We start from the raw sequence: 23,828 nt of genomic DNA, 5'->3' as shown, positions 1-23,828 counted from the left end.
GCAGGATATTCAGCCTACTGTCAGTGCATCGCGATGCGAAACAAATTGTGAATGGAAAAGTTTCCTTGACTAGTATGGAATCAGCTATGAGCTTTCTTAAGTAAGAAATTGTGTACCTTGGTTAATTTACTTATGTTATTGAGATTATTCGCGTAATCATTTCATAACGGCCATTTTCGGGCAATCAAAGCGATAATTAGCGACCTTTTTCTCCCGTTCATAGAGCGATAAAACCACAAAACATATGTCATGCATATTTCGGCTCAGAGTCATCGAGCCTAAATTGACTGTCTGGCCAGGGTAAATTGTTACACTTCCCCCTTGCCGAAGCACCGATTTTCCGCTTTTGCCTTCTTTCCTCGCCTCGATCTCATACTGCAGCGTGGCTTGGTGCCCCGACTTGACATAGGGAACGATCAAGCTGGGCTGGCTCCTGGAAGCCGCTTCCAGCCAGGCTTGTATGTCGCTGTCAGCTGTGATCATGGATGTCTCCTCGTACGTATGGCAGGGTGGAGAACCCGTTCACGGGCCGCCATGGACGGACTCCGTGAACGGAATTGCTTCGGAAAACGATCAGCGCTGATCGACGTAGCTATAGTTGTTGTTGCCGAATTGCGTTACCGTCGCGATCTTGTTGGTGCCGCTTTGCATCACGATGGCGTCGTTGTAGTTCCCCATCTGGCTAACAGTGGCCAGCAGGCTGGAACCCTTCTGATCGATGTAGCCATCGTTGCCATGCCCGCTTTGCGACAGCGTAGCGGTGATGTATGCCGCGCCGTTGCCATGCTGGTTGATATCGGCCAGATTGTTGTAACCCGACTGATTGACCGTGGCGGTGGCCTTTTTCCCGGTCTGGTCGATCGTGGCCACATTACCCCACCCGCTGTACTGATTGATGGTGGCGTAAAGGTTTTCGCCATTGGTCCAGCTGCCGTGGCCAAACCAGCCCCAGCCACCGCTATAGGTGCCGCCCTGGGTGATCGTGGCGTCGCCGCCGCTGGCAAACTGATTGATGGTCGCCATCGAATCACGCACATGATCCTGGGTGATTACGCCGTCGTTGTAGTTGCCGGTGGCCAGGATGGTGCCCCACACGGAGGAACTGTCTTCCTGTTCAATGGTGCTGTCGTTGCCATTTCCCAATGACGTGATCGTCGCCGTGGCGGTGTTGTTGTCGAACTGCTCGATCGTCGCCGAGTTGTCGTTGCCTTGCTGGTAGACGGTGGCCGTGTCGGCCGCCAGGGCGGCCGTCGCACCGTATGCCAGAGTGATGCCCAGTGCAATTGCAGATAGCTTGATGCTCATGGTGATTCTCCTCTAGATAGAGACCTGGAACTGCTGATTTGCCCGGCGGTCTCCATGACCAGACAATTCTCATTGGCTTATTGGGTCGTCTGCGTTTCCTGCCTGTCGAGCGCCGAGGGGTCGACCGAGGTCACGGCGTAGGTATTGCTTTCACGCAGATAGTCCTGTACGACCTTGTTGCTCCAGTCGTTCTCGTCCTTCAGCTTCCAGCTTCCGTCCTTCAAGCCCTGGACCGTCAGATGGACGACCGCCGCCTCGATGGCTTCCTTCACGCAAAGCTGGGTCGGCTCGTTATCGGTGACGCCCGCCTCGATTTCAAGCAGATCCTTGAAGTTCACGAACTTGTAGACGCTGGGACGGAGCTCATAGGAGAAAATGGTCTTGGTGGTGGATACCGTCTGCAACACGCGGCCTGTCCGTATGTCCACGCTGCGCAGGTTGACTGTGATCTGATCCATCCGGTATTGCGTGGACAGGCCTACGCCCAGGAAGCGGGCGCCAAGGCCTCCGGTCCTGACATTGCTGTCGTAGGCAACGATCCCGCCGTCTATGAGTACCGAGGCGGGCATCAGGGCGGGAATCTGTATGGACGGCGCGTTTTCGCCCTGGGAACCATCGAGCGCGCGCACGATCCGCCGCTCTGTCAACAGTTCCTGCAGGCTTTCGCGCTCGACCGGAGTGAACCAGCCCGAGTCCTTGAGCGCTTTCACCAGCATCGATGCCGCGCCTTGCGTGACCGATGTGGAGAACGAGCTGTCGGGCGAGGGCTTGTACTGTCCGGTCTGGTCCCGGAAACCATAGACGGCGACGATCACCTTGCCCTTGGGGTCGGGCAGCTTGAGCAGATCCCGCGTCGAGGGCGTGGCCGGGGTGATGTGCGCCGGCGTGGCGACTTCCACGGGCTTGTGGGGCGCAGCGCAGGCGGCGAGCAGGGCGGACAGCACGGCCAAGGCTCCCAGCCTGAGGGCGGGACGGGCGGGCGCGCGGCTCATTTGCCCACCTGGAAGGTTGTCAGCCCGCCGCTTTGCTTGTCGGTGGTGGTGATGGAAAGGAAGCCGTTGCCCAGATCCGAGATGGAAATGGTGAAGTTGTCGGTTTCCAGTGTTCCAGGTATGAACTGCCCGTCCGGCCCGATTATCTTGGAGCTGGCGGCTGTAGCCAGGCGGCTGATGATGGCGCGCTCGAGCGTTTCGTTGAAGACCTCCAGCGACGATTTGTTTTCGAGGGCGTTCTGCGCGTCGTCCAGATCGGGGTTGGTGTGCTTGTTGGTGGCGAGCGCCGAATTCAGCAGCACGGAACCATTCAGGGGATTGCCTCCGAATGACGGATTGAGCGGATAGTAGACCAGTGGTGTCGCATAGGCCTGGCCGACGGCCAGCGTTATCGATGCGAGCGCCAGCGCGCAGTGCGCGCCGGTCTTCTTTTTGGTGTGTGTGAGCGGTTTTTTCATTTACATCTCCTCGGGGCCCAGATCGGGGGTTCTGGTCATCATGCGTTCGACTTCACTATCGGTGATGTTCTGGAAAACCAGCTCGACGGCGACGGCGCTGATCTTTTTCGTGGCAGAACGGGCGGGCGGAAGGAAGGTGCGAAACATCTGCTTTTGGCGGAACTGCACCCATATCTCGCTGCCGAAACGGGCTGACGGCCGTTCGTATACGGTCAGCGTGAACTGGCCGTTCGGATCCTTTTCAGCCCATCGATTCGCGAAATACATGTAGAACTCCCGGCCCTGCACCGTTACGGTGCGGTTGATGATTACGCCTCGCAGCGGATCTTCAAAAACGCGCTTTACGCCATTGCTTCCGTTTGCCTTGTCCAGACTGGTCCGTGGCAGCGGATCCTGCTCCAGTGACGGCGTGGGAGCCGCCATGGCGCAGGACGCCACCAGGGTCAGCAACATCGGCAAGGCTACATACGTGCGCATGGGAGTTCTCCTCACTGACTACGCTTCCGGAGTTTCGAGAAGCTTTGGCTGCTTTTTCTAACTTCTCGAAACGGCACCGATGACTACATGGTAGAGATGGGGAGGGAGGAATACATGCGATATATGCCGTAGGCCGCACCCGGCCATTTGGTGTACGCAATGCGGGCAGCGGGTCGCCTCGAAGCGTAGGCCGAGTGGCCGGTGGGGTGTGACGCGTCGGTCAGGCGACCTTGGCGGTGTGGAAAACCGGGCTGTTGCCGGCGGGCTGTATGCGCAGCTGATCCGTTTCCAGCTCCGAGATGGCGCCGTCGTTCGAGTGGTAGATCACCGTGACCCTGCTGCCCTGGATCTCATGCAGTTGGTTGCGGGAGAGATGGAAATGCGAGGCCAGCTCGTCGTCGTCCATCGCGTCGGGCGCGCGCAACAGCTTCAGGGTACGGAACAGCCTTTTATGATAGCGGCCCCATATCACCACCAAGAGCGCGTTGACGCAGGCGACCAGCACGTATACGGCCAGTGTCTGCAAAGTGGGAATGAGTGGCGTGGAGCTCAGCAGGGCCGGCATCGGCTGCAGGCCGTCGGCATAGACGATGGATACCACACCGCGCGTGAAAAGGTAGAAGAACGCCGCCCATCCCAGGGCGGTGAGGCCCGCATCGATGGCCCAGCCCAGAGACGAACGCTTGGTGGTGATGATGTTCATGTTAGCTCCTTGATTCCGCGATCCGGACTGGTCCAGCGTGCGCGCTGGCGCCGTATTCGCAGCATGACTTTGGGAAAGCTGACGAGGCTGGTCAGCAGGTTGATGATCCAGTAGACGAAGGGGTACCAGATGATCCAGTACAGCGAACGCGTGATCATGGGTTCGTAGCGGCGGTCTATCAGGACGGCGAGCAGGAATTGCAGCAGGCAGACCATGGCCAGCACCATGCCGGTGAAAGAAGGCGGCAGCAGCACCGAGACATTCATGCCGGGAGGCAGAACCATGAACTGGCTCATCAACCAAAGTCCGATGGACAAGGCTACGGCAAAGGCCCAGCCGGTGGACAGGAAGAACTCGATCATGAGCGGCCACATCCTCCGGTATTCCCATTTCCAGATGCTGAACATGTTCTTCAGAAACACCTCGGCGCCTCCCTGGGCCCAGCGCAGGCGCTGCTTCCAGAGCCCTTGCAGTGTTTCGGGCATCAATATCCAGCACAGGGCTCGAGGTTCATAGAACACGGTCCAGCGGGCGCGCTGCAGCTTCCAAGTGATGTCGATGTCCTCGGTCACCATGTCCAGGCTCCAGTATCCGACCTGGTCGAGCGCCTTGCGCCGGAAAGCGGTGCATACGCCGGAAACCGTGAACAGCTGGCCAAAGACCCGCTGGCTGCGTTTGATCAAGCCTATGATGGAGGAGAATTCCCCTACCTGTATGCGGCCGATCAGGGTCGAGCGTGTGCGTATGCGCGGATTGCCCGTCACGGCGGCTACGTGCGGATGGCGGACGAGCGGCGCCACCAAGTAGCTCACGGCGTCGCCGGCCAGTATTGCATCGCCGTCTATGCACACCAGGTATTCGCTGCGGGCCGCCATGGCACCCATGCGCAGCGCCATGGCCTTGCCCTGGTTCTGGGCCAGATGGATGACGCGCAGCCCGGGGTGTTCGGAGGTCAGCCGGTCGAACAGGGCTGCCGTGCCATCGCTGGATCCGTCGTTGACCGCAATCACCTCGACGTTCGGATAGTCCTGGTTCAAGGCAGCGAGCAGGGTTTCCTCGCCATGACGTTCCTCGTTGTGGCACGGAATGATGATGCTGACCAGCGGCTCTCCGGCCAGAACAGGAGGGCGATAGGGCCGCCAGTTCCAGTGGCGCTCCCAACGCAGCCAGAAGCTGAGTCCTCCAGCCATCCATATGCCCGACATGAACAAGGGATAGAAAAATACGAAACTGAGCAAGGCATCGCTGGTCAGGACCAGGACGACGCCGAAGGGCGCGCCCAGCACGATGCACAGAACGAGGAAGGCGATCAGGCGGTCTATCATCAGTAGGGATACCAAGCATGTGAAAGGGCCGGCCGGATGATCTCCAGACGGGGTTCGTCCTGAATGAAGTCGTCAGGGTAGTAACCGAAGTTGCGTGCGCCGCGCAGTTGCAGGCGTTTCATCCAATGCGCGATGGTGTGAGAGTCAATATGATCGGGGTCGCTTTTTGCGGTGTCCGTCCTCCAGTCCCGTGCCTGGACTTCAAAGACCGTTTTCTTCAGAGCGCCGGGGCGCTTGGCCACCGCGTCGACGAGCCTGTCCAGCCATGCGTCGGCCTGGTCGTGCGGCACGTTCTCCATGTAAGGCATGGCCATCGGTGCGGTCCAGTCATAGGCCGCCAGGAAGTCGTCCATGTTCTGTGCAAACCAGGCCTCGCTATCCGGCTCGAGTATCGGCATGGCGTATATGTTGCGTGCCGTCTTGATCTGCGGGCCGCGGATTTCCTGAACGCGCTGTGTCAGCGCCTGAGTGAATTCCACCAGATACCGGCTCTTGTATCGGGTCCATTTCTTCATGGTTTCCGGATCGGCGCGCAATTGCTGGATGCTTCCGGGCAGACCCTGGGCCTGATAGGCCGCCAGCGCCGGCGGGCTGGCATCTTCGAAATCGGACATCAGCGCGTCATCGTGGTAGAGCACGCCATTGAAAATGGCATGCTGCGACAGGTCTTCATAGATTTCGAGAATCTGCTGGCGAACCTTTGGATCGAAAGGGGAAAGGCGTAGATACTGATTCTGAGCGGGCGCGACCTGGCCATTTTCAGGATCCCAGCGCTCTACGCGCGGCAGGGCCGGGTCCAGATCGAAACTGAGCACCGGCATCCAGGCGTATACGTCCACATGCGTACGATTGATAAGTTGCCAGGCTGCTCGATTGAAGAGGTCCGCACGCATCGGCAGATGCCGATTCGGAAAATAAACGGATCGGGCCAGGCCGTCGCCTTCCGGGTCCGCGAAGGCCTGGAGAAACACCGTGGTGATCTGCATGTCCGCAATGCGCTGGATGACCTTGTCGAGATTCCTTTCCATTTGTTCTGCATCGTCGTCATACACGTAATCTAGATCCACATGCGCGACACGCATGGTGGGGTCGCGCTGCATGTTGGAAATGGCGGTGGAAAAGTTTCGCAAAGATGGATCATTGGCCAGCAGCAGCCGCGGCGTGTCCATCAGGTCGTCCACGGTGGCGCCGCCGTCCACCAGGGTCATCGCCATTTCATAGCCGTTATCGGCCACTATCTTCAGCGCGGTGCCGCTGGCGGCGCCGTAAGGCCATACCCATACGCGAGGCGCCTTGCCTGTGGCCTGGCGGATTTTCCGGGTGATCTCCTGGACGTCCTTGCTCAAGCGCGCCTTGTAGGACGCTTCGGTTTCGTACTGCCCGGTCTTGGGATCATATAGCCGGGAAGCGGCGGCGGGCTGCTGATTGCCTTGCGGGTTGGCGATCGCTCCGAAATGCAGGTTGTCGGTGTGGGCACCGACTTCAACCAAACCGCTACGCGATAGTTCGGCGACCTGTTTCCAGTACAGGAAGCGATCCCGTTCGGTAGGCAAGCCTCCGAAATCGACTTTTTGCGACCTAGGGGTATCGAGCCATATGCCCACGGGCGCCAGGATCGAAGGCCAGCCGTAAGCCTTGAGTATGGGAAAGACGTGCGTGTAGAAGCTTTGATAACCGTCGTCGAAGCTGAGCAGGACGGCTTTCTCGGGCAATGGCGCTCCGCCCTGGTGGGCGGCCAGGATCTGATCGACCGATACCGCCTGGAAGCCGTTCGCATGCAGCCAGGCCAGCTGTTCCTTCAGGTGTTCCGTGCGGACGCCGACATAGGACTGGTCGGCTTCCCCATCCTCTACATCGTGATAGGCAAGGGCCAGGTATTGATTCTTGGGCCAGGGCATCTCGTTGTTCTGCACCGCGCGCTGGTCGGGCGGCAGGAAGACCGGAATGTCCTTGGCGCAGCCCGTCAGTGACGTAAAGATGCACACGAGGGCTGCCAGCACGGCGCGCGAAATCGAATGGGCCATGAAATCATCCTTTAGAAACGCAGGTTCAGGTCGAGCATGATGCGCAGCTCGCGCTCGCGTTGTCCGTCGTACGGGCGGCTGACTCCCACGATGTTCACGCCGACGTCCAGGGTGTTGTTGCTGCGATAGCGGATTCCGTATCCCACGGTGCCCACTGCGCCCGATCCGTATCCCTTCTGCGAATACATGCCGGCACCCAGCGTGAATCGCTGCTCCAGCTCGTTTTCGTAATGGCGGTACAGCGTATGGGTCAGATTCAGCGTGGGCAGCAGCATGAAGTCGGACCGAGGGTTGAAATAGGGCACGTTCTCTTCGGTGTTGTGCGAAGCGTAGGCTTCGAACCCGAGGTCGAGGTGGGCGCGCGGCGCGGTATAGAGCCGTTCCTGGCCCGACAGCAGCATCGAGATGCGGCGATTGCCATCGCTGAAGCGGGTCGGGGTCAGGGTAAGCCGCCATTCGCGGCGCTCATTGGCGCGCCAGCGGACCCACAAGGCCGCGCTATCGGAAGATATGTCGTTCAGCAGCGCGCGCAGAGGCGTCTGCCTGGATCGGAGTTCACCGCTTGCGCCAATCTGCCATTGGTCGTTCAAGTCCAGCGCCGCCGATGCACGGAACCCAGTCTTGGTTCCTTGCCCGTAGTTCTGGGCGGAGACTTCCGCCTCCGCAGTCAGGTCCCGGCCGCGCCATTCCACCCCCGTGCGTATCCAGCGATAGCGGGCGCTGCCTTCTTCGTAGTCGCCGCTGGCATAGCCGCCGCCTCCGAAGATGCGCCAGTTCTGGTCGATGGGTGCCGAATACAAGACCGTTTCCATGCCGAATCCGCCATCGCCGGTGGACGGCCCTCCGGAACTGAGATCGCGGTAGCCGGAAACACGCAGTTCCGACTTGTTGTGGACCTCCCAGTCCCGTGCCAGCAGTTGCACTCTCAGGTTTTCCGGGAAACGCAGGGTGACGTCATGAAGGAGCAGCTCGGCCTGGTTCCATTCCTGCAAAGCCATTGCGGTCTCGAATTGGCCGGTCTCCAGTTCGACGTTCCTGGGCGTGAGGGCTTCCGCCATCTTCAGCTCGACTTCGGAGCGTCTGGGCTGCTGCCGTGCCCGATATACGCTGGCCAGCGATGTGCGCAGGCTGGAGTTGTTCGGGGCCCGCTCCACCATGTTCGCAAGAGCAAGCTCCGCATTGACGGTGTCGTTCGCATACAGCTTGCCCAGCGCGGCGGAGTGCCGGGCGTAGAGGTTGAACTCGTTGGGCAGAGGCTCGGGCTGACCCTTGACCTTTACCCATTCCGTCTGGCTATTGACCGCTTGCTCGAGAATCTCGTCGGCTTCTTCGTACTGCTGGCTTTCCTGCAATGCATAGAACAGGCCTGTCTGGTTGGCGAGCTTGCTGCCGCCGTCCTCGCTGCCGTTGGACTCGGCGAGCAGCTTCAGATAAAGGTCGCGCGCGCGCTCTGGCTGCCGCAAGTGAAGATAGGCTGCGGCCACCACACTGAGCGCGTAGCGTGGAACCTCCACGCCCTCCGCGAGCAGCTGTTCGTACTCGCGCACGACATCGCTCATTCTCGAACGCGCATGCAGGGCGTGCAGCCGGTCGAAGCGCAGCCGCAGCACATCCCGGCGCGCCTCCTCGCCCGAGGCGGACCATTGGGGGATGAGGCGATCATAGATGCCCAGGGCGCGATCAGCGACATCGAAGCGCTCTTTCTCGTTCCGTGCCGGCATGGAGGCGATTCGAGTCAGTTCGGCGGCATGATCGGCCTGCAGGTCGCGGAACTCCGCGACGCTCAGTAGATCGGGGTACTGCTCGGCCAGGCGCAGGGCGGGTTCGGTCAGGCCGGCGTGCTGCATGGCAAGTATGTACTCGCGGTTCACGTAGCCTTTGGCGGGGGCCAGGTCGTGCGCGCGGGATGCGCGCTGAAGGACTTCACCGCTTGCGCGGCGGCTGCGGTGCGCGTATGCGAGCGCAAGCTGCAGGTCGGCGTCGTCCGGCCATTTCTCAGTCATTTCCTCGGCGAGCGCCACGGCTTCCGCCGGCCGGCCGGCGTCGGTCAGCGTCATGATTTCACCGACGGCGAATACGGGCCGCTCCGGGAAGAGGCGCCGGCCGTCATTGAACAGCCTGCGGGAGTTCTCCCATTGCCGGGCATCCCGATAAGCCCGGGCCACCGCCTCCAGGACATCGGCCGGCGGGCGATTCGGGGCGGGCTGCAGCGCCTCGTAGGCGGCGATGGTTTCCGCATTCCGGCCGGCCCAGGAAGAGATCAGGATCCGGTCATAGGCTGCCCGCAAGTCCTGCGGGTGTTCCAGCGCATGCTGGCGCAGCATGATCAGCGCAGGCTCGCGATCGCCGGCGCGCGCCTGCATGATGAGCGCGTCGTACTCCTGACGGGAGACGCCGGCGTGGGCAGTGGCGATCCATGAGTGAGCGGCTGCCATGCATAATATGCTCAGGGTTTTCTTCATGCCCGTGTCCCCGGGTGTAGGTGGGCGGGGCGGTGTGTCAAGATTGACGGCATGATGCGCGAGGCTCCTCTTCCCTGGATTCGACGACGGCGTCGCGGCCTTTTCGCATAGGGGCCCGAAGGCCGAGCTGCCGAGCGACGTGTTGATTGCCGATTTCTTATTACAGCCTTGATGCTATGGAATCATAGAGAGGAAGCGACTCGGCCAGAATGAGGCAGACGGCTTACGCAGTGGCGGATGCGGGCTGCCGCTTCCGCGCTATGGCGTAGTCCGCCGGGCGGATACGTAGGCGCCGCCGGTGGTAAAGTCTGCAAGGACGCATAACGATATCGATACGAGGAGACAAAGATGAACAAGACACTGGCGGTTCAGTTGACGGAGTTCGGCCCCCCCGAGGTACTGACCTTACGGGAGTTCGACCTACCAGCGCCCCGCGGTGGCGAAATCCAGCTGCGCCAGACAGCTATAGGCTTCAATTACATCGATGTGTATCAGCGTACGGGCAAATATTCCCTGCCCACGCCGACTGGCCTGGGGCACGAAGCGGCGGGCATTGTGGAGGCGGTGGGGGAAAATGTGACCGATTTCCGGCCGGGAGACCGCATCGTCTACATGAACGCCGGCATCGGCGCTTATGCTTCGCACCGGAATATCCCGGCGGAGCGCGCCGTGCGCCTCCCCGACGGCATCGACGAGGTTTCGGCAGCCGCCATGTTCTTCAAGGCGATGACGGTCCAGTATTTGATCCACAAGACATACCGGGTAGGACCGGACGACATAGTGCTGGTGCATGCCGCGGCGGGCGGCGTCGGGCAGATCCTGAGCCGTTGGGCCAAGGCGCTGGGCGCCACGGTCATCGGCACGGCGGGCTCGCCTGAAAAATGCATGGAGGCGGAACGTGCCGGATGCGATGTCGCCATCGATTATTCAAGGGAGGACTGGGTGGCGCGCGTCGTGGAAGCCACGGGCGGCAGAAAGGCCGGCGTGGTCTATGATTCCGTCGGCAAGCACACCTTCATGGGCTCGCTGGACTGCGCGCGGCAGTTCGGCCACGTGGTCGTCTTCGGCGCGGCGTCGGGGCCGATCCCGCCGTTCGATGTCGAGCTGTTGAACAAGAAGGGCGGGCTTTACCTGACCCGGCCTTCGGTATTTCCTCATAACGCCGATGTGAGCGTGTTTCGTGAGAACGCAAAGATGGTGTTCGATGCGTATTCGAACGGAATCATCCGGGCCAACATCGGGGCCCGCTTCCCGTTTTCCGAAGTGGCGCGGGCCCACGAGTCGGCCGAGGCCCGTGCGACGACGGGCGCCATCGTCATGGTGCCTTGACCGCGGCCCCGCTTTTTAAAAAACTCAGTCGGAAGGCGGCGGGTCTATGCGGGCCCGGGCAAGCATGATGTGGTCGAGCGCGTTGGCAAACGTGCGGCGATCCGATTGGCTGAGTGCTGCGGGACCGCCTGTATCGATGCCGGCGCTCCGGAGCTCCTCCATCATGTCCCGCATTGAAAGACGTTCGCGTATGGTGTCGTCGGTATAGTGCTCGCCACGGGGGCTAAGGGCAACGCCCCCTTTATCGAGCACCTGGGCCGCCAGCGGGATGTCGCTCGTTATGACCAGGTCGCCGGGTTTCAGGTGCTGGACGATGTGGTCGTCCGCCACGTCGAAACCGCCGGGCACCTGGACGGCGCGCACCCACGGCGAAGGGGGCGTGCGCAGCATCTGGTTGGCGACCAGCGTAAGATGCCGCCGCCATCGCTGTGCTGCCCGGTACAGGATGTCCCGGATGACGGCGGGACAGGCGTCGGCATCAACCCAGATGTGCATGCTATTGAATTTTCAGTACGTGCCCATGTAGTCGCGCTTGCCGATGGGCAGACCGTTGTGGCGCAAGATGGCGTAGGCGGTCGTCACATGGAAGAAGAACTGGGGCAGGCCGTAGTTCGCCAGATAGGATTGGCCGCTCAGCTTCTTCTCTTTGGGAGTGCCGGGGCGAAGCAGGATTTCCCTGGATGCGCTGTTTTCAAATTGTTCCGGGCGGATGCCGTCCAGGAAATCCAGCGTGCGGCTCAGCAGCGTGTCGAGCTCGGCGAAGGTTTTCTCCGTTCCTTCGTGGGCGGGAACTTCAGCACCGGCCAGGCGGGCCGAAATCCCCCGTGCAAAATCCGCAGCCACTTGAACTTGCTTTATCAAGGGGAACATGTCCGGGAACAAGCGTGCCTGAAGCAGGGCGTCCGCTTCGATGTTTTTCTCGGCGGCATGTGCATCCGCCTGCGCCATGATGGCTTTCAGCGCCGTCAGCATCTGCTTGAAAACGGGCACGGACAGGGTGTACATGGAGTGAGTCATGATTTTCCTTTATAACGAGTGGAGAGATGGCACGCACTGTAGTCTAACGAAGAACCGGAGAAGACTAAAAATCTTCAGATTGAGCGCTGGATGGTGAGAAGTTTCCGCCCGTTGTTCGCTGCAGCCGGTAAGTCATGTGGGTCGCAGCATACTGTCGGAAGCCAGTGGATTCGATTTGATACTTGATAAAGTTCGGATCGAAAGTCACGGCGGGTGCATCAATGAACTGTTCGCATTTTCGACTGTATGCCGAACCGGTGGCGAACCAAGCTTGGTAGCTACCATCCGGAATGCCATTAAAGGTAATGGTTCTGCCTGCATCTACATACCCGAGAAACGCCGTAGCGCCGTCGCGATCCTTGAGCTTAATTAGGGCTGGGACGCTTATCGGCGCGGTAATGGTAAGAGCGTGTTCTCCATTTAGGCTTTTAGCAAGCACGGTACCGTTAGCTGGTGGGGGGTGATCAGGCGGGCAAAGAGCAAGAAGAGTGGCATTTGGGTCACCAGTCAGCAAGTAAGCTTTATTGACGAACCCGCTGCCAGAACGCGTAGTAACAAAGACCCAGCCATTGGTTTCTGGGCCTGCAATGGTGACACGTTCGGCAAATTTCAACTTGCCTATCGCCGGGTGTTCGACACCAGGTCCTGTGCGTATATTCAACGCTTGAGCCGATACCCGTCCAGCCACGTCGGTCGGGATGACAGATGGAGGAGGCAGTGCAAGAGTGGGGGCTGGAGGAGTAGAGCCGTATCGCGTAGACGGGTGGGCACGTTGCGGGTCGTTATAAGTCGACTTCATGTTTTCGGCCGGTTGCGGTTGCAGCTTCTGTGCCGACCGGTACCTGTCAGTTAACAGATGGCCAATTCCCAGGACAGCAACAATTATCCACACCCACCCGAATCTGATGGATCGGCTCCCTGTCGTCCGTGCCTCTGGCGCCGATTGGGGGCTCTTTTGTCCGCTATGGGGTGTCCCGGACGCAAAAGGCGATGGTGTAGAAGAAGATTGGGGCCTATGGCTTGGTTGTGGCTGACCTTGAGGATGCTCATTTTTCCGATGCGCATTTCGAGCAATATCAGCGTCATGCTGTTTGCGCCTTTCCGGATCCGAGAGTACTTCGTATGAAGCATTGATGATCGCCATGATTCGTGTAGCGCGGGGGTCGTCCGGATTCTTGTCTGGATGGTACTGCTGGGATAACGCCTTGTATGCGGCACGAATGACCGCTGGGGGCGCATCGGTTGCAACCTTCAAGTTGTCATAATGGGTGTGATAGCGTTCTGCCATACGTTTTGGCCAAATACTTTTGCTAAGTTTTGTGCATTAGCACCAAACTTTTTAAACCTGACGAGTAAACGTTACCACGTATTTCATAACGAAGATTGCCTAACATCAGTAGGCAGCCTTAGGCCTTGTTTTTTGGTAGCGCTTTTTGGTGTAATTGGCACCAAGCTTTTAATGAACAAGGGCTTACAGCAATTAAGCTGTAAGCCCTTGATTTTATTGGTCGGGACGGCGGGATTCGAACTCGCGACCCCTTGCACCCCATGCAAGTGCGCTACCAGGCTGCGCTACGCCCCGAAACTAACGGCTTAAAAGCCCTTAGCATTTCACTGCAAATCGCTTGCGGCGTATGCCGTGTTGCGAAGACCGTAACTATAGCACAATATTTTTTTCGTGTGGGATGTTTGCCTGACAATGTGATCGTGTTCGCGGCGCTGAAGCGCATATCTCGATAGTCAAAGAGAGCCATGTCGGCGGGCGCTTCGCTTTGCTACACTTTGCACGTTGCATTTTGTTAAGCCTGCTGTTCCTCTCCCTACATTCGGAAGCTAACTGATGAACGACCAAACCATGCAATATCAGCAGTTGATCGCCAAGGCCTGGGCCGACGAGGGCTTCAAGCAGCAACTATTGTCCGATCCGGTTGCCGCGATGAAGGCCGAAGGCATCGATGTGCCGGACGGCGTCACCTTCAACGCGGTGGAAGACACCGTGGGCCAGCGTACGCTGGTGATTCCGCCCAGGCCGACGGAATTGTCCGAACAGGACTTGGCGAATGTGGTGGGGGGCTATTACTCGTTTACCACGAACCGTTCACCCTGGTAAGGTCGCACCGGCCGGCATAGCTTAAAGTGATCCGGTATCCGGTATTCAAAGCGCAGTTGCTGGTGGAGATACTGCCGGGCGAAGGCGTGCTGCTGCTCTCTGAAGACACGACCAGGGCCTTGCATGGCCGCTTGTACGAGCACTTGGCGCCGTTGCTGGATGGGGCGCACAGCGTCCCGCAACTGGTGGCGGCACTGGCGCCGCAATTCGACGGAACGCATGTGCATTATGCTCTTGCGTTGCTTGAAAAAAACGGCCATATCACCGAGGCGGAGCCGACCCTGGCACCCGCCGAAGCCGCATTCTGGGACGGAATCGGCCTGGTGCGCGGCACCGTTAGCCAGGCCCTGCAGCAGAAATGCGTCAGCCTGCATGCGGTCGGCAACGTCAGCGTGGCACCGCTGCGCGAGGCCTTGGAACGGCTTGGCGTTCAGATCGGCATCGAGCGTGCCGACCTGGCGGTCGTGCTCACCGATGATTATCAACGCCGTGAACTGGCGGACGTCGACACGTCGATGCGGGTGGCCGGCCAAGCCTGGCTGGTGGCCCGGCCGGGCGGCCATGAGCCCTGGCTTGGGCCGTTGTATGCACCAGGCGATGCAGCCTGCCACCGCTGCCTTGCCCACTACCTTGCGCGCAACCGGGTCGTGCATCGTTTCATCGCCGAACGCCGTGGCCAGGTTGATCCGCCGATAATCGGCAAGGCCGCGCTGCCCGCCACGCTGGCGATGGCGGCGGAACTGCTGGCGGTCGAGATCGCAAAGTTCCTGGCGGGTGGGGCGTCCGTGTTGCGGCATGAGGTGCTCAGCATCGATACCCGCAACTGGACCACGCTGCATCATCCGCTACGGCGCAATCCGTGCTGTACGGCATGTGGAATGGCGGCATCATCCATGCCTCGACCATTGATGCTGGTGCCGCGCCCCACGGCTTGCCTGCAGGACGGCGGGTACCGCAGCGTGCCGCCCGAGCAAACCTTCGAAAAATATCGGCACCTGATCAGCCCGATCACCGGCGTGGTGACGAAGCTGCGTCGGGTGCATGAAGACGGAGACATCGCGCACGTCTACGTGGCGGGACACAACGGGGCGTTCCGGATGGGCAGCCTCGATTTCCTGAAGCGCAGCCTGCGTGCGGCCAGCAGCGGCAAGGGAATGTCCGACATGCAGGCCAAGGTCAGCGCCCTGTGCGAGGCCATCGAGCGCTATTCCTGCGAACGGCGGGGCGACGAAGTGGTGATTACCGACAGCTATCTCGAGATGCAGCGGCACTACGGCGACGATGCGATCCATCCCAATCAGGTCATGCTTTACAGCGAGCGCCAATTGGCCGAACGCAAAGCATGGAATGACAGGAAGTCGATGTTCAACTGGGTGCCGGAGCCTCTGGACGCAACATTGCCGATCGACTGGACCCCCGTGTGGTCCCTGACGCATCAGCGGCGCCGCTACCTGCCCACGCAATTGGTGTATTGCGGATCCCCGGCAAGCACTGTTTGCGATGCGTTCTATGCCGTTGGCTGTTCGAATGGCAATGCGTCCGGCAACAACCTCGAGGAGGCTGTCCTGCAGGGTTTTCTCGAGCTGGTGGAGCGCGATGCGATTGCCTTGTGGTGGTACAACCGATTACGCAAGCCCGGCGCGTCCATGCGGGATGTGGAGCTGGCTTATCCGAAAGCGCTGGCCGACCATTATGCGTCGATCGGGCGGGAGGCATGGGTGCTGGACCTCACCAGCGACCTTGGCATTCCGGTGTTCGCGGCACTGTCGCGCCGGCTGCATGCCACGCAGGAGCAGATTCTGTTTGGGTTCGGCTGTCACCTGGATGCGCGCATCGCCCTGCAGCGTGCCTGTGCAGAGATGAACCAGATGCTGGGGCTGGCACAAGATGGCCGAGGGGGCAATCATCCAGGCTTGGAAGACGAGGAAACCGTGGCTTGGCTCACCACCGCGACGCTGGACAATCAAACTTATCTGGCGCCCGCCGCCGGCGTGCCGATGAAGCGCCCGGATGACTTTCCCATACGCCACAGCGGCGATTTGCTGCAGGACATCACGCATTGCCGGCGCATTGTGGAACAGCGCGGCATGGAGGTGCTCGTTCTGGATCAGACTCGCGCCGATACGGGGCTGCCGGCGGTCAAGGTCATCGTGCCCGGCCTGCGCCATTTCTGGGCGCGTTACGGAAGCGGGCGCTTGTACGACGTACCGGTGGCCATGGGTTGGCTTCCCGAGGCGCGCACCGAAGACGAGCTGAATCCGATCCCCATGTTCATGTAGCCTTGAGCATGGTGTCGCCCGGCAGGCCGGCCGTCACAGCAGTTGGGCAGCCGCCAGCCGGGCAAAGTGTCCGTCCGTGCTCATCAACTGTTCGTAGTTGCCTTGTTCGACTACGCGGCCGGCGTCCATGACATAGATGCGATCGGCCTTCGCCACGGTGCTCAGTCTGTGTGCGATCACGATCCGCGTTATAGACAGGCGGTCCAGGCTGTCGGTGACCACGGCTTGTGCCCGATTGTCGAGCGCGCTGGTGGCTTCGTCCAGGAGCAGGATCCGTGGCTGACCTACTATGGCGCGGGCAATCATCAGGCGCTGTATCTGGCCGCCCGACAGGGAACCGCCTTCGGTTACCGCGGTATGCATGCCCATGGGCATGCGCCGGATGTCTTCGGCCAGGCCGACTTTCCTGGCGGCGTCCCAGGCGTCGTCCAGGCCGGCACGGGTGGTGCCGACTATGTTTTCATATAGCGATCCGGGTATGGGATGGCTGTTCTGCAGCACAACGCCCATCTGTCGGCGCACGGCCAGGATGTCCAGCTCGCGCATGTCCTGTCCGTCCAGCAATATGCCTCCGGTTTCAGCGGCCTCGAAGCCCAGCAGCAGCCGCAGCAAGGTCGATTTGCCGCAGCCGGAAGCGCCGACGATGGCCACGAACTCGCCCGCCCGCGCGGATAGCGTGATGTCGTCCAGCACCAGCGGAGCGTCAGGCGCATAGCGGAAAGACAACTGCGTGACTTCCACGGTCCCGGAAAGCGTGCCCGGATCGTCCTTGTCGTCGGCGGTTTCAGGGCTGGCCGAGAGAATGGGCAGCGCGCGTTCCAGCAGCGGCTGGACGGCCATCAGGCCGGCCGCGGTTTGCGTCATTTGCGTGATGCTGCCGCTGAAGTGATTGAAGGCGGCCAGGAATGCGGCGAAACCGCCTACCGCCAGCACGTCCGCCTGGCCGGGATCGCGGTATGTCCCGAGGACCAGAAAGAACAGGAAGAGCGCGGCCAGGCCGAACAGGCTGTTCAGCGCGGTTTGCATGTTCTGGTAGGCGGCCGCCGAATTCCGGAGGGTCTGCGATCTGGAAAACAATGTCGCCCAGCGGGCGAACGCGCGGTCTTCGGAGGCCGACAGGCGTATCTTCGAGATGCCCGTCACCATCTGCAGCGACAGGCCTTGTAACGCACCCTCGTTCTGCGCCAAATGGCGCTGGTGGCGCAATTGCATCCATATCAAGGCCAGCGTGGCGATGGTGTAGATGGCGGTGAGAAGGGCGGCCCAGAGGCCGAGGCGCCAGTCGTAGTACAGCAGCAGCGCAAAGCTGAAGATGGCGAAGACACCGCCCATCAGGGCTTGGGCGGCGCTGCTCGAGACCAATTGGTCGATGTGCGTGATGGCGGTTGCGCGCACGGCCAGATCGCCGGCGGAAAAATGACGGAAGAAACGGGCGGGCAGGCGCAGCAGCCTGTCGACGATGGCCGCCTGGAGAGCGGGAGCCGTGCGGCTTTGGAAACGGCTGAAAGCGATGCCGCCGACATAGGACATGATGAAGGTGGTGATTCCCAGCACGGCAAGAATCAGGCCGACCTGCAGCAGGTGGTTGCGGTCATGCCCGGGAATGACCGTATCGATGAGATAGGCGGACCCGATGGGAACCGCCATGGCCAGCAAGCCGCCGAACAAGGCGGTCAGCAGGAAGGCGCACAGATCGCGCCAGCCGCGCGCCAGCGAGAAGCGGGACAGTGCCCGCCAGCCCAGCTTCCGGGAGGGGAGCGGGGCTGTGAATGCATATGCGGTGGGCGCAAGCAATGCCAGGGCATCCCGGCCCCGCAAGGTTTGCCGGCGCTTGGGATCGAAGACCTGCAATTCGCCATGGGCCTGCGGCAAAATGGCGAGCGGCCTGCCGTCGTCCTTGGCAAAGCCGAGCATGGCTTGGGTATCGTAGCGTTCCCAGCCGGCATCCAGAGCGACCAGGCGCGACCGCAATCCGCTGGCCTGGACGATGGCCTCGAGGCCGGGCGCTTCGTCTTCATCCCGTTGCCTGCGGCGGGCCGGCAGACGGACGTCAAAGCCCTCATGGCGACCCACCGCCTGCAGGGCGAGCGCCAGGGCCGGCTGCCGGTCGTCGAGCAAGGCATTGCCGGCGATGCCGGATTCAAGTACGTTCTGGAGTGCGCCCAAGCCCTGCCGCCACTCCCGCCGAGCGGAATCCGATCGTTGGCGCAGGCGATTGTGCTCGTCCACTGTGGCCAGCATCAGGTTGAGTCTTGCGGTGGGAATCAGCAAGCGGTGCAGGGTTTCCAGGCCTGCCCATAAAAGATTTCCGGACAGCAGCCGCACGCTGTCGCAGCCCAGCAGTTCCAGCGGCTCGCTGGCTTGCAGCCAACTGCTGCGGCTCAGGGGAACCAGGCACCGGTCCGGACCGGCGGGCAATTCCTGCGTGCTCAGGAACAGCGCGGCATGCCGCGGAACATCGAGCCAGACAATCCCGCCTCCGCTGGCGATGCGGGTGTTGGTCGCCATGGCGAAGGCTGTATCCGGCTGTATGGATTGATGAATGACGGGACTGGGCGCGGCCCACCGGGCCAGCCCGGCGCTGACTGCTTCTATCCAATGATCCACGGCTCCAGCCAAGTCCGGTACGGCGGCCGCCGGCGCTGCGCGCAGCTGCGCCAGCGCGATGCGTCGCACTTCGGTATCGACGTGCGGGACGGCCAGCACGACGAACGCGCCCGGGCCCGGCGCCTCTTCTTGTGGCAGGCCGAAAAGCAGCGTGCCGGGCTGGATGCTCGCGAAGTGATGCCGTTGGCCATGCGGCTCGCCATTGCGGATCTCGACGAGGAACAATTCTATGCATCCGCGTTCCAGCCACCAGCATGTATCCGTTTCATCCAGCGGGAACGGCGTGTTGCCGGCGACCGCCAGCGGCGGGCCGGACGCATCCAGCAATGCCCGCAGCCCGGGGCCGCATGAGGCGAAGGGGTCAGTTCTCGATGAGTCCACGATACGTGCCGTTTCGACGCATGAGTTGTTCGTGCGTGCCGCGTTCCAGGACTCTTCCCTGGTCCAGCACGATGATTTCATCGCAGTCGCGGATGGTGCTCAAGCGATGGGCAATGATGATGCAGGTGCAGCCGCGCCGACGCAGATTGGACATGATGTCTTTTTCGCTGATGGTGTCCAGCGCGCTGGTGGCCTCGTCCAGGATCAGCACGCTAGGGTTGCCGGCGAGCGCGCGCGCAATCTCGAGTCGCTGGCGCTGCCCGCCGCTGAAGTTGCGTCCGTTTTCCTGCACCAGGCTGTCGTAGCCGCCTCGGCGGGCCATGATGACGTCGTGGATCATGGCGTCCTTGGCGGCCTGGATCACGCGCTCCAGCGGCATGGAGTCATCCCACAGGGTGAGGTTGTCTCGCACGGTCCCTTCGAACAGCACGATTTCCTGGTCGACGATGGACAGCGAGCGGCGCACCAATTCACGGGGCCATTGCCCGGCGGGCCGGCCATCGAAAAGAATCTCGCCGGTCCATGGGTCCAGCATCCCGGAAATCAGGCGCGCCACGGTCGTCTTGCCGCTTCCCGAGCCCCCCACGAGTGCGATGCGGCTGCCCGGTTGCATGGCCAGGTCGAGCCCTTGGATGAGTGGAGGGTCCAGAGGCGAGTAGCCCACACCGACGCCGCGCAGGACCACACTGCCCGACAGGTGGGAACGAACGCGATGGCCGTCCGCAGGCGGCTGGGCGAATTCTTTTGCAACGGGGTGGCGCAGGGTATCGTCCACCTGAGCCAATGGGCCTTGGGCATCGCGTACCGCGGTGGCGATGTTGAGCAGTTCGTTGACCGGCGCGGTGAACGACCCGACGATGATGATGAATGCGACCAGCATGCCCAGGCTGAGCTCTCCTTCGATGACGAACAGGCCGCCCAGGGAAATGACCAGCGCACTGGACAGCGCGCCGGTCAATGTCGGCAAGGCGCTCAGCAAGGTCTGCATATGCGCCACTTTTTGTTGCGCGTTCACGAAAAGCACCTGCAGGCCGGCCCACTTGGAGAAGAATATCTGGTCCGCGCCGGTGGCCTTGAGGGTTTCGATCATCTGCAAACCCTGCATGATCTTGCCGTCCATTTTCACCGCATGCAGCGTAATGCTTTCCGCGGATTCGCCCAGGCGCCGTTGCAGCCAGCCGAACATCACGGCATTGGCGGCTGCCATCGAGATGCAGATGAGGGTGAGCGCCACATGATATTGCAGCATCAGGGCCGTGAAGAAAATCAGGGTGGCGATGCTTACGACCAGTTGCGCCATTTGCTGCGAAGCCAGGTCGGCGATCTGTTCGGCAAGCGGCAAGCGGGCGCTGACCATGCCGCTATGGCGCTGCGTGAAGAACAGCGACGGCAAGCGCAATATATGCCAGCTTAAGCGGCCGCCGAGCACCAGCGCCAGTTTGATGCGCAGCCGGGCGGCCAGATGCAGGCGCAGCCAGCAGGCGCCGGCCAGGGCCAGTGCGGCGATGCCGATGGCCGTCAGCAAAGGGCCAAGCCAGTCATGCAGGCGCTCGATCAGTATGTAGTCGATGAATACCCGATTGAAGGCCGGTGTGGCCAGCGAGATGAGCACCATCAGCAGGCCGGCGGCCACCACGGCCGCCAGGGCGGGCAGCGATTCCCGCAGGAGACCGCCCAGCGCAAACAGCGTGCGCCGGGGCGATCCTCCGGGCTGGAAGGCATCGGTTTTCTCGAAGACGAGCGCGATGCCGCTGAACATGGTGTGGAAGTCGGCGGCGCTTACCTTGCGCCGGCCGACCGCTGGATCGTTCAGGTGAAAGAATCCATCCTGCATGCCTTCCAGGACCACGAAATGATTCATGTCGACGAACAGGATGGCGGGCAGGGCGATGCCGTTCAGCTCGTCAGGCTCCAGCCGCATGCCTTTTGCCTGCAGGTCGAGCTTGCGCGCGGCCTTGAGCAGGTTAAGCGCCTTGCTGCCGTCGCGAGAAACACCGCACAGCACACGCAATTCCTCGAGCGGCACCCACCGGCCGTGATAGGCCAGCACCATGGCGAGCGCGGCGGCGCCGCATTCCAGTGCCTCCATTTGCAGGATGGTGGGCGTTTTGACACGCCGCGCCGTCGCCATCAGCGCGCTCCCGTCCAGCGGAACAGGTGATCGAAGAAGGGGAGGGCGAGGCTGATGACGCGGCGCCGTTCAACGACCATGTCCGCCCAGGCGATGGTGCCCGCGTCTATGCTGATGTCCGGACCCTTGCCCGAGGACCATTTATAACCGCTATACGAAGACGGGTCGGTTTCCAGTTTCAGCTCGACCTCGAAGGGGGCTCCTGTCTTGAGCAGGGTGTCGACCAGGGTGGTGTTCTTCAACCGGCGCATGATGCCTTCGCGGCTGGATGGTATTTTGGCGACGCTAAGTACCTTGCCTTGCATGAACCCGTCTTTTTGCGGCGTGGTGGTCGACGGCATGACCTGGGCGTCCATGCCTACCTTGATTTTCTTGCCATCCTCATTGGGCACGAAGACGATGGCATGCAGAGAATGGTCCTGGCCCTGGGCATTGGCCGTCAGCAGGCGCATGACGATCTGCCCGGTGGTGACGAGATCGCCCGGATTGACGCTCAGTTCGACTGCCGTGCCGTCCACCGGCGCGATCAGGCTGCGGCTGCGCTCGTAGTCGCGTTCCATGTTGGCCAATTCGCGCTCGAGAGCCTGGACCCGAAGCCTTGCCTCGAGGATGTCCTGTTCTCTTTGTGCTTCGTCGTCGAAATGGCGGAGCGCGAGTTCGATGTCGTCGGCCGCAGCCAACCGCCCGGCGTCCTGCTGCAGTTCCTGCCGCATGCGCTGACGCAAGGCCTGGTTGGACTGCCGCAGTTCCAGCAGGCCCTGGGCACCTTGCAGCTCGGCCTGCTTGGCGGTGATGGTGTCCAGGCTGGCGGGGCGAGTCAGCAGGGCCACCAATTGGCCTTTCTTGACGAGTTCGCCCGGTTCGACCAGTACGGCTTCGACATGACCATCGCCGGGCGAGCTGACTACCGCCACTCCAGCGGCGGACAGCAATATCCCTTGTCCACGCACCGTAACCGGCGCCGAGGAAAGAATGCCCCAGGCCAGTCCGGCCAGGACGACCAGGGCAATGGCTGCAATGCCGATGCCATGCAAGGGGCGGACGACTTTGAGCGCGCGATCGAGCTGGTCGGGGTTGGAGATCTTTTCGAGGGCTGCTTGCCGAAACAGGCCGCTCATGCGCTATAGTGCTTGAGCAAATCCACGAATTGCCTGATTTCTTCGGGGCTTGCACGCTGGCTGGTGCCGCCCACCACTTCCAGCAGCAGGCTGTCGTCCAGGATGCCGCCCGGGGCGGCATGGGGCGCCGCTCGATCCAGCGCCATGCTGATGGCGCTTGCTGCGTCCGGCGCATAGCTGACCTGCACGCCACTGGGTACGCGTATGCCGACGGCCGCAAGCGCTGCGCTGGTATCATTGCGGACCAGTTCATGAAAGGCGGTATCGTCGCGGAACCGTTCTGCAAATTGCCGCAGGGCGCCGTGGTCGGCTGGCACATTGTTTTGCCGCATATACATTCCCAAAAATGCTTAACCCGGGGATCGACGTAAAATTTCTGCGATATATGTTTGATATTGTAAACGAGAGTCGAACAGCCGGTTTTGTTTTATATGGCCATACCCAAGAAAAAACTGTTGATCATTGCCGATGATCATCCTCGTATCCGTGAAGCCCTGCAACACATCCTGACCGGACTGCATGGCAGCACGACCCTGTATAGCGGCGGCGATCCGGCCGAATTGAGGCGGATCGCCGACAGGCGCCTGGACGAGGCCGAGGAGCTGACCGTAGCGGACGTGAGCCTGCGGGAGGCAGGCCCGGAGCGAAAGTGCGCCGGCGTGGTCGCCCCGGGAAGCCATGAATCTCCGTTGATGGTCGTATCCGTGCAAGAGCGAGGCATCACCGCCAACTGGTTCGTCGCCATCGACGCCCAGCCCGGACAGGAAAGCGACGACACGCGCATCGAGGCGGCGCTCGATCAACGCGATGTCGTCATGGAGCTCATCCGCGGTTTGCGCGATGCGGCGCAATCGACCGGCGGACCGGAGCCCGAGCCCCTGCAAGAAACTCCCAGCACGGAAAGCCTCATGAAGCTCGGACTGACACAGCGCCAGGCAGAGGTCCTGGTGCTGCTGGCCGAAGGGCTTGCCAATAAAGAAATCGCCCGCAGGCTGGATATTTCAGAATGGACGGTGCGCCACCATGTCAGCTCCATTCTGGAGCGGCTGGAAGTCAGCAACCGCGGCAAGGCGGCAGTCCTTGCCAGCCGGCTGGCGCAGGTGGGATAAG

The 23,828-nt window shown here is 61.3% G+C and carries 20 protein-coding genes, 1 tRNA gene and 1 pseudogene; 4 read left to right on the top strand and 18 right to left on the bottom strand.

Going from position 1 to position 23,828, the window contains the following annotated elements; all coding sequences use genetic code 11:
• Positions 1–156: 156 nt before the first annotated feature.
• The 9 genes from csgH to pgaA form a co-directional block, all read right to left on the bottom strand.
• The gene (gene csgH / locus ACSBPU_RS11530) at positions 157–483 is read right to left on the bottom strand and encodes a curli-like amyloid fiber formation chaperone CsgH (protein ID WP_442592283.1); all 327 of its coding nucleotides are present in this window, start codon (positions 481–483) and stop codon (positions 157–159) included.
• A 90-nt stretch (positions 484–573) separates the two neighbouring features.
• Positions 574–1,305, bottom strand: coding sequence for a hypothetical protein (locus ACSBPU_RS11525; protein WP_442592282.1), 732 nt, complete (start codon positions 1,303–1,305; stop codon positions 574–576).
• A gap of 77 nt (positions 1,306–1,382) precedes the next feature.
• Positions 1,383–2,297 (bottom strand): CsgG/HfaB family protein, encoded by a 915-nt coding sequence (locus ACSBPU_RS11520; protein WP_180071349.1) that lies wholly within the window; start codon positions 2,295–2,297, stop codon positions 1,383–1,385.
• The gene (locus ACSBPU_RS11515) at positions 2,294–2,755 is read right to left on the bottom strand and encodes a curli assembly protein CsgF (RefSeq protein WP_180071350.1); all 462 of its coding nucleotides are present in this window, start codon (positions 2,753–2,755) and stop codon (positions 2,294–2,296) included. Before ACSBPU_RS11515 ends, ACSBPU_RS11520 begins: the two co-directional genes overlap by 4 nt.
• Entirely contained in the window at positions 2,756–3,232 is a 477-nt protein-coding gene (locus ACSBPU_RS11510) for a curli production assembly/transport protein CsgE (protein WP_180071351.1), read from the bottom strand.
• A 220-nt stretch (positions 3,233–3,452) separates the two neighbouring features.
• A complete protein-coding gene (pgaD, locus tag ACSBPU_RS11505) occupies positions 3,453–3,935 on the bottom strand; it encodes a poly-beta-1,6-N-acetyl-D-glucosamine biosynthesis protein PgaD (protein ID WP_442592281.1) in 483 nt (160 codons plus the stop codon).
• On the bottom strand, positions 3,932–5,260 hold the full coding sequence (pgaC, locus tag ACSBPU_RS11500) for a poly-beta-1,6-N-acetyl-D-glucosamine synthase (RefSeq protein WP_180071353.1): 1,329 nt from the start codon (positions 5,258–5,260) through the stop codon (positions 3,932–3,934). The genes pgaD and pgaC overlap by 4 nt, the downstream gene beginning before the upstream one ends.
• Positions 5,260–7,284 (bottom strand): poly-beta-1,6-N-acetyl-D-glucosamine N-deacetylase PgaB, encoded by a 2,025-nt coding sequence (gene pgaB, locus ACSBPU_RS11495; RefSeq protein WP_442592280.1) that lies wholly within the window; start codon positions 7,282–7,284, stop codon positions 5,260–5,262. The genes pgaC and pgaB overlap by 1 nt, the downstream gene beginning before the upstream one ends.
• An 11-nt stretch (positions 7,285–7,295) precedes the next feature.
• Positions 7,296–9,746, bottom strand: a complete 2,451-nt coding sequence (gene pgaA / locus ACSBPU_RS11490; RefSeq protein WP_442592279.1) for a poly-beta-1,6 N-acetyl-D-glucosamine export porin PgaA — start codon at positions 9,744–9,746, stop codon at positions 7,296–7,298.
• 348 nt (positions 9,747–10,094) lie between these two features.
• Between pgaA and ACSBPU_RS11485 the strand changes: the two genes are divergently transcribed.
• On the top strand, positions 10,095–11,075 hold the full coding sequence (locus tag ACSBPU_RS11485; RefSeq protein WP_442592278.1) for a quinone oxidoreductase family protein: 981 nt from the start codon (positions 10,095–10,097) through the stop codon (positions 11,073–11,075).
• Positions 11,076–11,099: 24 nt separating this feature from the next.
• Here ACSBPU_RS11485 and ACSBPU_RS11480 read toward each other — a convergent pair whose 3' ends face one another.
• From ACSBPU_RS11480 to ACSBPU_RS11460, 5 genes and pseudogenes are all read right to left on the bottom strand, one after another.
• Entirely contained in the window at positions 11,100–11,570 is a 471-nt protein-coding gene (locus tag ACSBPU_RS11480) for a YaiI/YqxD family protein (protein WP_442592277.1), read from the bottom strand.
• 12 nt (positions 11,571–11,582) lie between these two features.
• Positions 11,583–12,092 carry a DUF1993 domain-containing protein gene (locus ACSBPU_RS11475; protein WP_442592276.1) on the bottom strand — a complete coding sequence of 170 codons (510 nt, stop codon included), beginning with the start codon at positions 12,090–12,092 and terminating at the stop codon, positions 11,583–11,585.
• Between the two features lie 64 nt (positions 12,093–12,156).
• Positions 12,157–12,705: a hypothetical protein gene (locus tag ACSBPU_RS11470; RefSeq protein ID WP_442598318.1), complete on the bottom strand. Its 549-nt coding sequence runs from the start codon at positions 12,703–12,705 to the stop codon at positions 12,157–12,159.
• A 528-nt stretch (positions 12,706–13,233) separates the two neighbouring features.
• Positions 13,234–13,380 (bottom strand): annotated as a pseudogene (locus ACSBPU_RS11465) (DnaJ domain-containing protein); the annotation flags it as partial.
• Positions 13,381–13,597: 217 nt separating this feature from the next.
• A tRNA-Pro gene (locus ACSBPU_RS11460) sits at positions 13,598–13,674 on the bottom strand.
• A gap of 258 nt (positions 13,675–13,932) precedes the next feature.
• On the opposite strand from ACSBPU_RS11460, the gene ACSBPU_RS11455 reads away from it, so the two are divergent.
• Complete coding sequence (locus tag ACSBPU_RS11455) at positions 13,933–14,202, top strand: NHLP leader peptide family RiPP precursor (RefSeq protein ID WP_180071058.1); 270 nt, start codon at positions 13,933–13,935, stop codon at positions 14,200–14,202.
• 26 nt (positions 14,203–14,228) lie between these two features.
• Complete coding sequence (locus ACSBPU_RS11450; protein WP_442592275.1) at positions 14,229–16,481, top strand: TOMM precursor leader peptide-binding protein; 2,253 nt, start codon at positions 14,229–14,231, stop codon at positions 16,479–16,481.
• Positions 16,482–16,514: 33 nt separating this feature from the next.
• Here the strand turns inward: ACSBPU_RS11450 and ACSBPU_RS11445 are convergent, their stop codons facing one another.
• From ACSBPU_RS11445 to ACSBPU_RS11430, 4 genes are read right to left on the bottom strand one after another with little or no spacing between them, the layout of a single operon-like run.
• Positions 16,515–19,550: an NHLP bacteriocin export ABC transporter permease/ATPase subunit gene (locus ACSBPU_RS11445; RefSeq protein ID WP_442592274.1), complete on the bottom strand. Its 3,036-nt coding sequence runs from the start codon at positions 19,548–19,550 to the stop codon at positions 16,515–16,517.
• A complete protein-coding gene (locus ACSBPU_RS11440) occupies positions 19,450–21,600 on the bottom strand; it encodes an NHLP family bacteriocin export ABC transporter peptidase/permease/ATPase subunit (RefSeq protein ID WP_442592273.1) in 2,151 nt (716 codons plus the stop codon). Before ACSBPU_RS11440 ends, ACSBPU_RS11445 begins: the two co-directional genes overlap by 101 nt.
• Positions 21,600–22,718, bottom strand: a complete 1,119-nt coding sequence (locus ACSBPU_RS11435; RefSeq protein ID WP_442592272.1) for an NHLP bacteriocin system secretion protein — start codon at positions 22,716–22,718, stop codon at positions 21,600–21,602. The genes ACSBPU_RS11440 and ACSBPU_RS11435 overlap by 1 nt, the downstream gene beginning before the upstream one ends.
• Positions 22,715–23,050 (bottom strand): hypothetical protein, encoded by a 336-nt coding sequence (locus tag ACSBPU_RS11430; RefSeq protein ID WP_442592271.1) that lies wholly within the window; start codon positions 23,048–23,050, stop codon positions 22,715–22,717. The genes ACSBPU_RS11435 and ACSBPU_RS11430 overlap by 4 nt, the downstream gene beginning before the upstream one ends.
• Before the next feature lie 99 nt (positions 23,051–23,149).
• Between ACSBPU_RS11430 and ACSBPU_RS11425 the strand changes: the two genes are divergently transcribed.
• Positions 23,150–23,827, top strand: coding sequence for a helix-turn-helix domain-containing protein (locus ACSBPU_RS11425; RefSeq protein ID WP_442592270.1), 678 nt, complete (start codon positions 23,150–23,152; stop codon positions 23,825–23,827).
• Position 23,828 lies beyond the last annotated feature (1 nt).

It is taken from the genome of Parapusillimonas sp. JC17 (genome assembly GCF_052180245.1).
GTDB lineage: Bacteria > Pseudomonadota > Gammaproteobacteria > Burkholderiales > Burkholderiaceae_B > Parapusillimonas.
Note: the sequence above shows the minus strand (reverse complement) of the source record. Positions and strands in the feature narration are given on the sequence as shown.

Bases quoted from the DNA above. Each gene is read 5' to 3' on its own strand.
- csgH (WP_442592283.1), bottom strand. From the start codon at position 483: ATGATCACAGCTGACAGCGACATACAAGCCTGGCTGGAAGCGGCTTCC.
- ACSBPU_RS11525 (WP_442592282.1), bottom strand. From the start codon at position 1,305: ATGAGCATCAAGCTATCTGCAATTGCACTGGGCATCACTCTGGCATAC.
- ACSBPU_RS11520 (WP_180071349.1), bottom strand. From the start codon at position 2,297: ATGAGCCGCGCGCCCGCCCGTCCCGCCCTCAGGCTGGGAGCCTTGGCC.
- ACSBPU_RS11515 (WP_180071350.1), bottom strand. From the start codon at position 2,755: ATGAAAAAACCGCTCACACACACCAAAAAGAAGACCGGCGCGCACTGC.
- ACSBPU_RS11510 (WP_180071351.1), bottom strand. From the start codon at position 3,232: ATGCGCACGTATGTAGCCTTGCCGATGTTGCTGACCCTGGTGGCGTCC.
- pgaD (WP_442592281.1), bottom strand. From the start codon at position 3,935: ATGAACATCATCACCACCAAGCGTTCGTCTCTGGGCTGGGCCATCGAT.
- pgaC (WP_180071353.1), bottom strand. From the start codon at position 5,260: ATGATAGACCGCCTGATCGCCTTCCTCGTTCTGTGCATCGTGCTGGGC.
- pgaB (WP_442592280.1), bottom strand. From the start codon at position 7,284: ATGGCCCATTCGATTTCGCGCGCCGTGCTGGCAGCCCTCGTGTGCATC.
- pgaA (WP_442592279.1), bottom strand. From the start codon at position 9,746: ATGAAGAAAACCCTGAGCATATTATGCATGGCAGCCGCTCACTCATGG.
- ACSBPU_RS11485 (WP_442592278.1), top strand. From the start codon at position 10,095: ATGAACAAGACACTGGCGGTTCAGTTGACGGAGTTCGGCCCCCCCGAG.
- ACSBPU_RS11480 (WP_442592277.1), bottom strand. From the start codon at position 11,570: ATGCACATCTGGGTTGATGCCGACGCCTGTCCCGCCGTCATCCGGGAC.
- ACSBPU_RS11475 (WP_442592276.1), bottom strand. From the start codon at position 12,092: ATGACTCACTCCATGTACACCCTGTCCGTGCCCGTTTTCAAGCAGATG.
- ACSBPU_RS11455 (WP_180071058.1), top strand. From the start codon at position 13,933: ATGAACGACCAAACCATGCAATATCAGCAGTTGATCGCCAAGGCCTGG.
- ACSBPU_RS11445 (WP_442592274.1), bottom strand. From the start codon at position 19,550: ATGAAATCATCGTGCTGGACCAGGGAAGAGTCCTGGAACGCGGCACGC.
- ACSBPU_RS11440 (WP_442592273.1), bottom strand. From the start codon at position 21,600: ATGGCGACGGCGCGGCGTGTCAAAACGCCCACCATCCTGCAAATGGAG.
- ACSBPU_RS11435 (WP_442592272.1), bottom strand. From the start codon at position 22,718: ATGAGCGGCCTGTTTCGGCAAGCAGCCCTCGAAAAGATCTCCAACCCC.
- ACSBPU_RS11430 (WP_442592271.1), bottom strand. From the start codon at position 23,050: ATGCGGCAAAACAATGTGCCAGCCGACCACGGCGCCCTGCGGCAATTT.
- ACSBPU_RS11425 (WP_442592270.1), top strand. From the start codon at position 23,150: ATGGCCATACCCAAGAAAAAACTGTTGATCATTGCCGATGATCATCCT.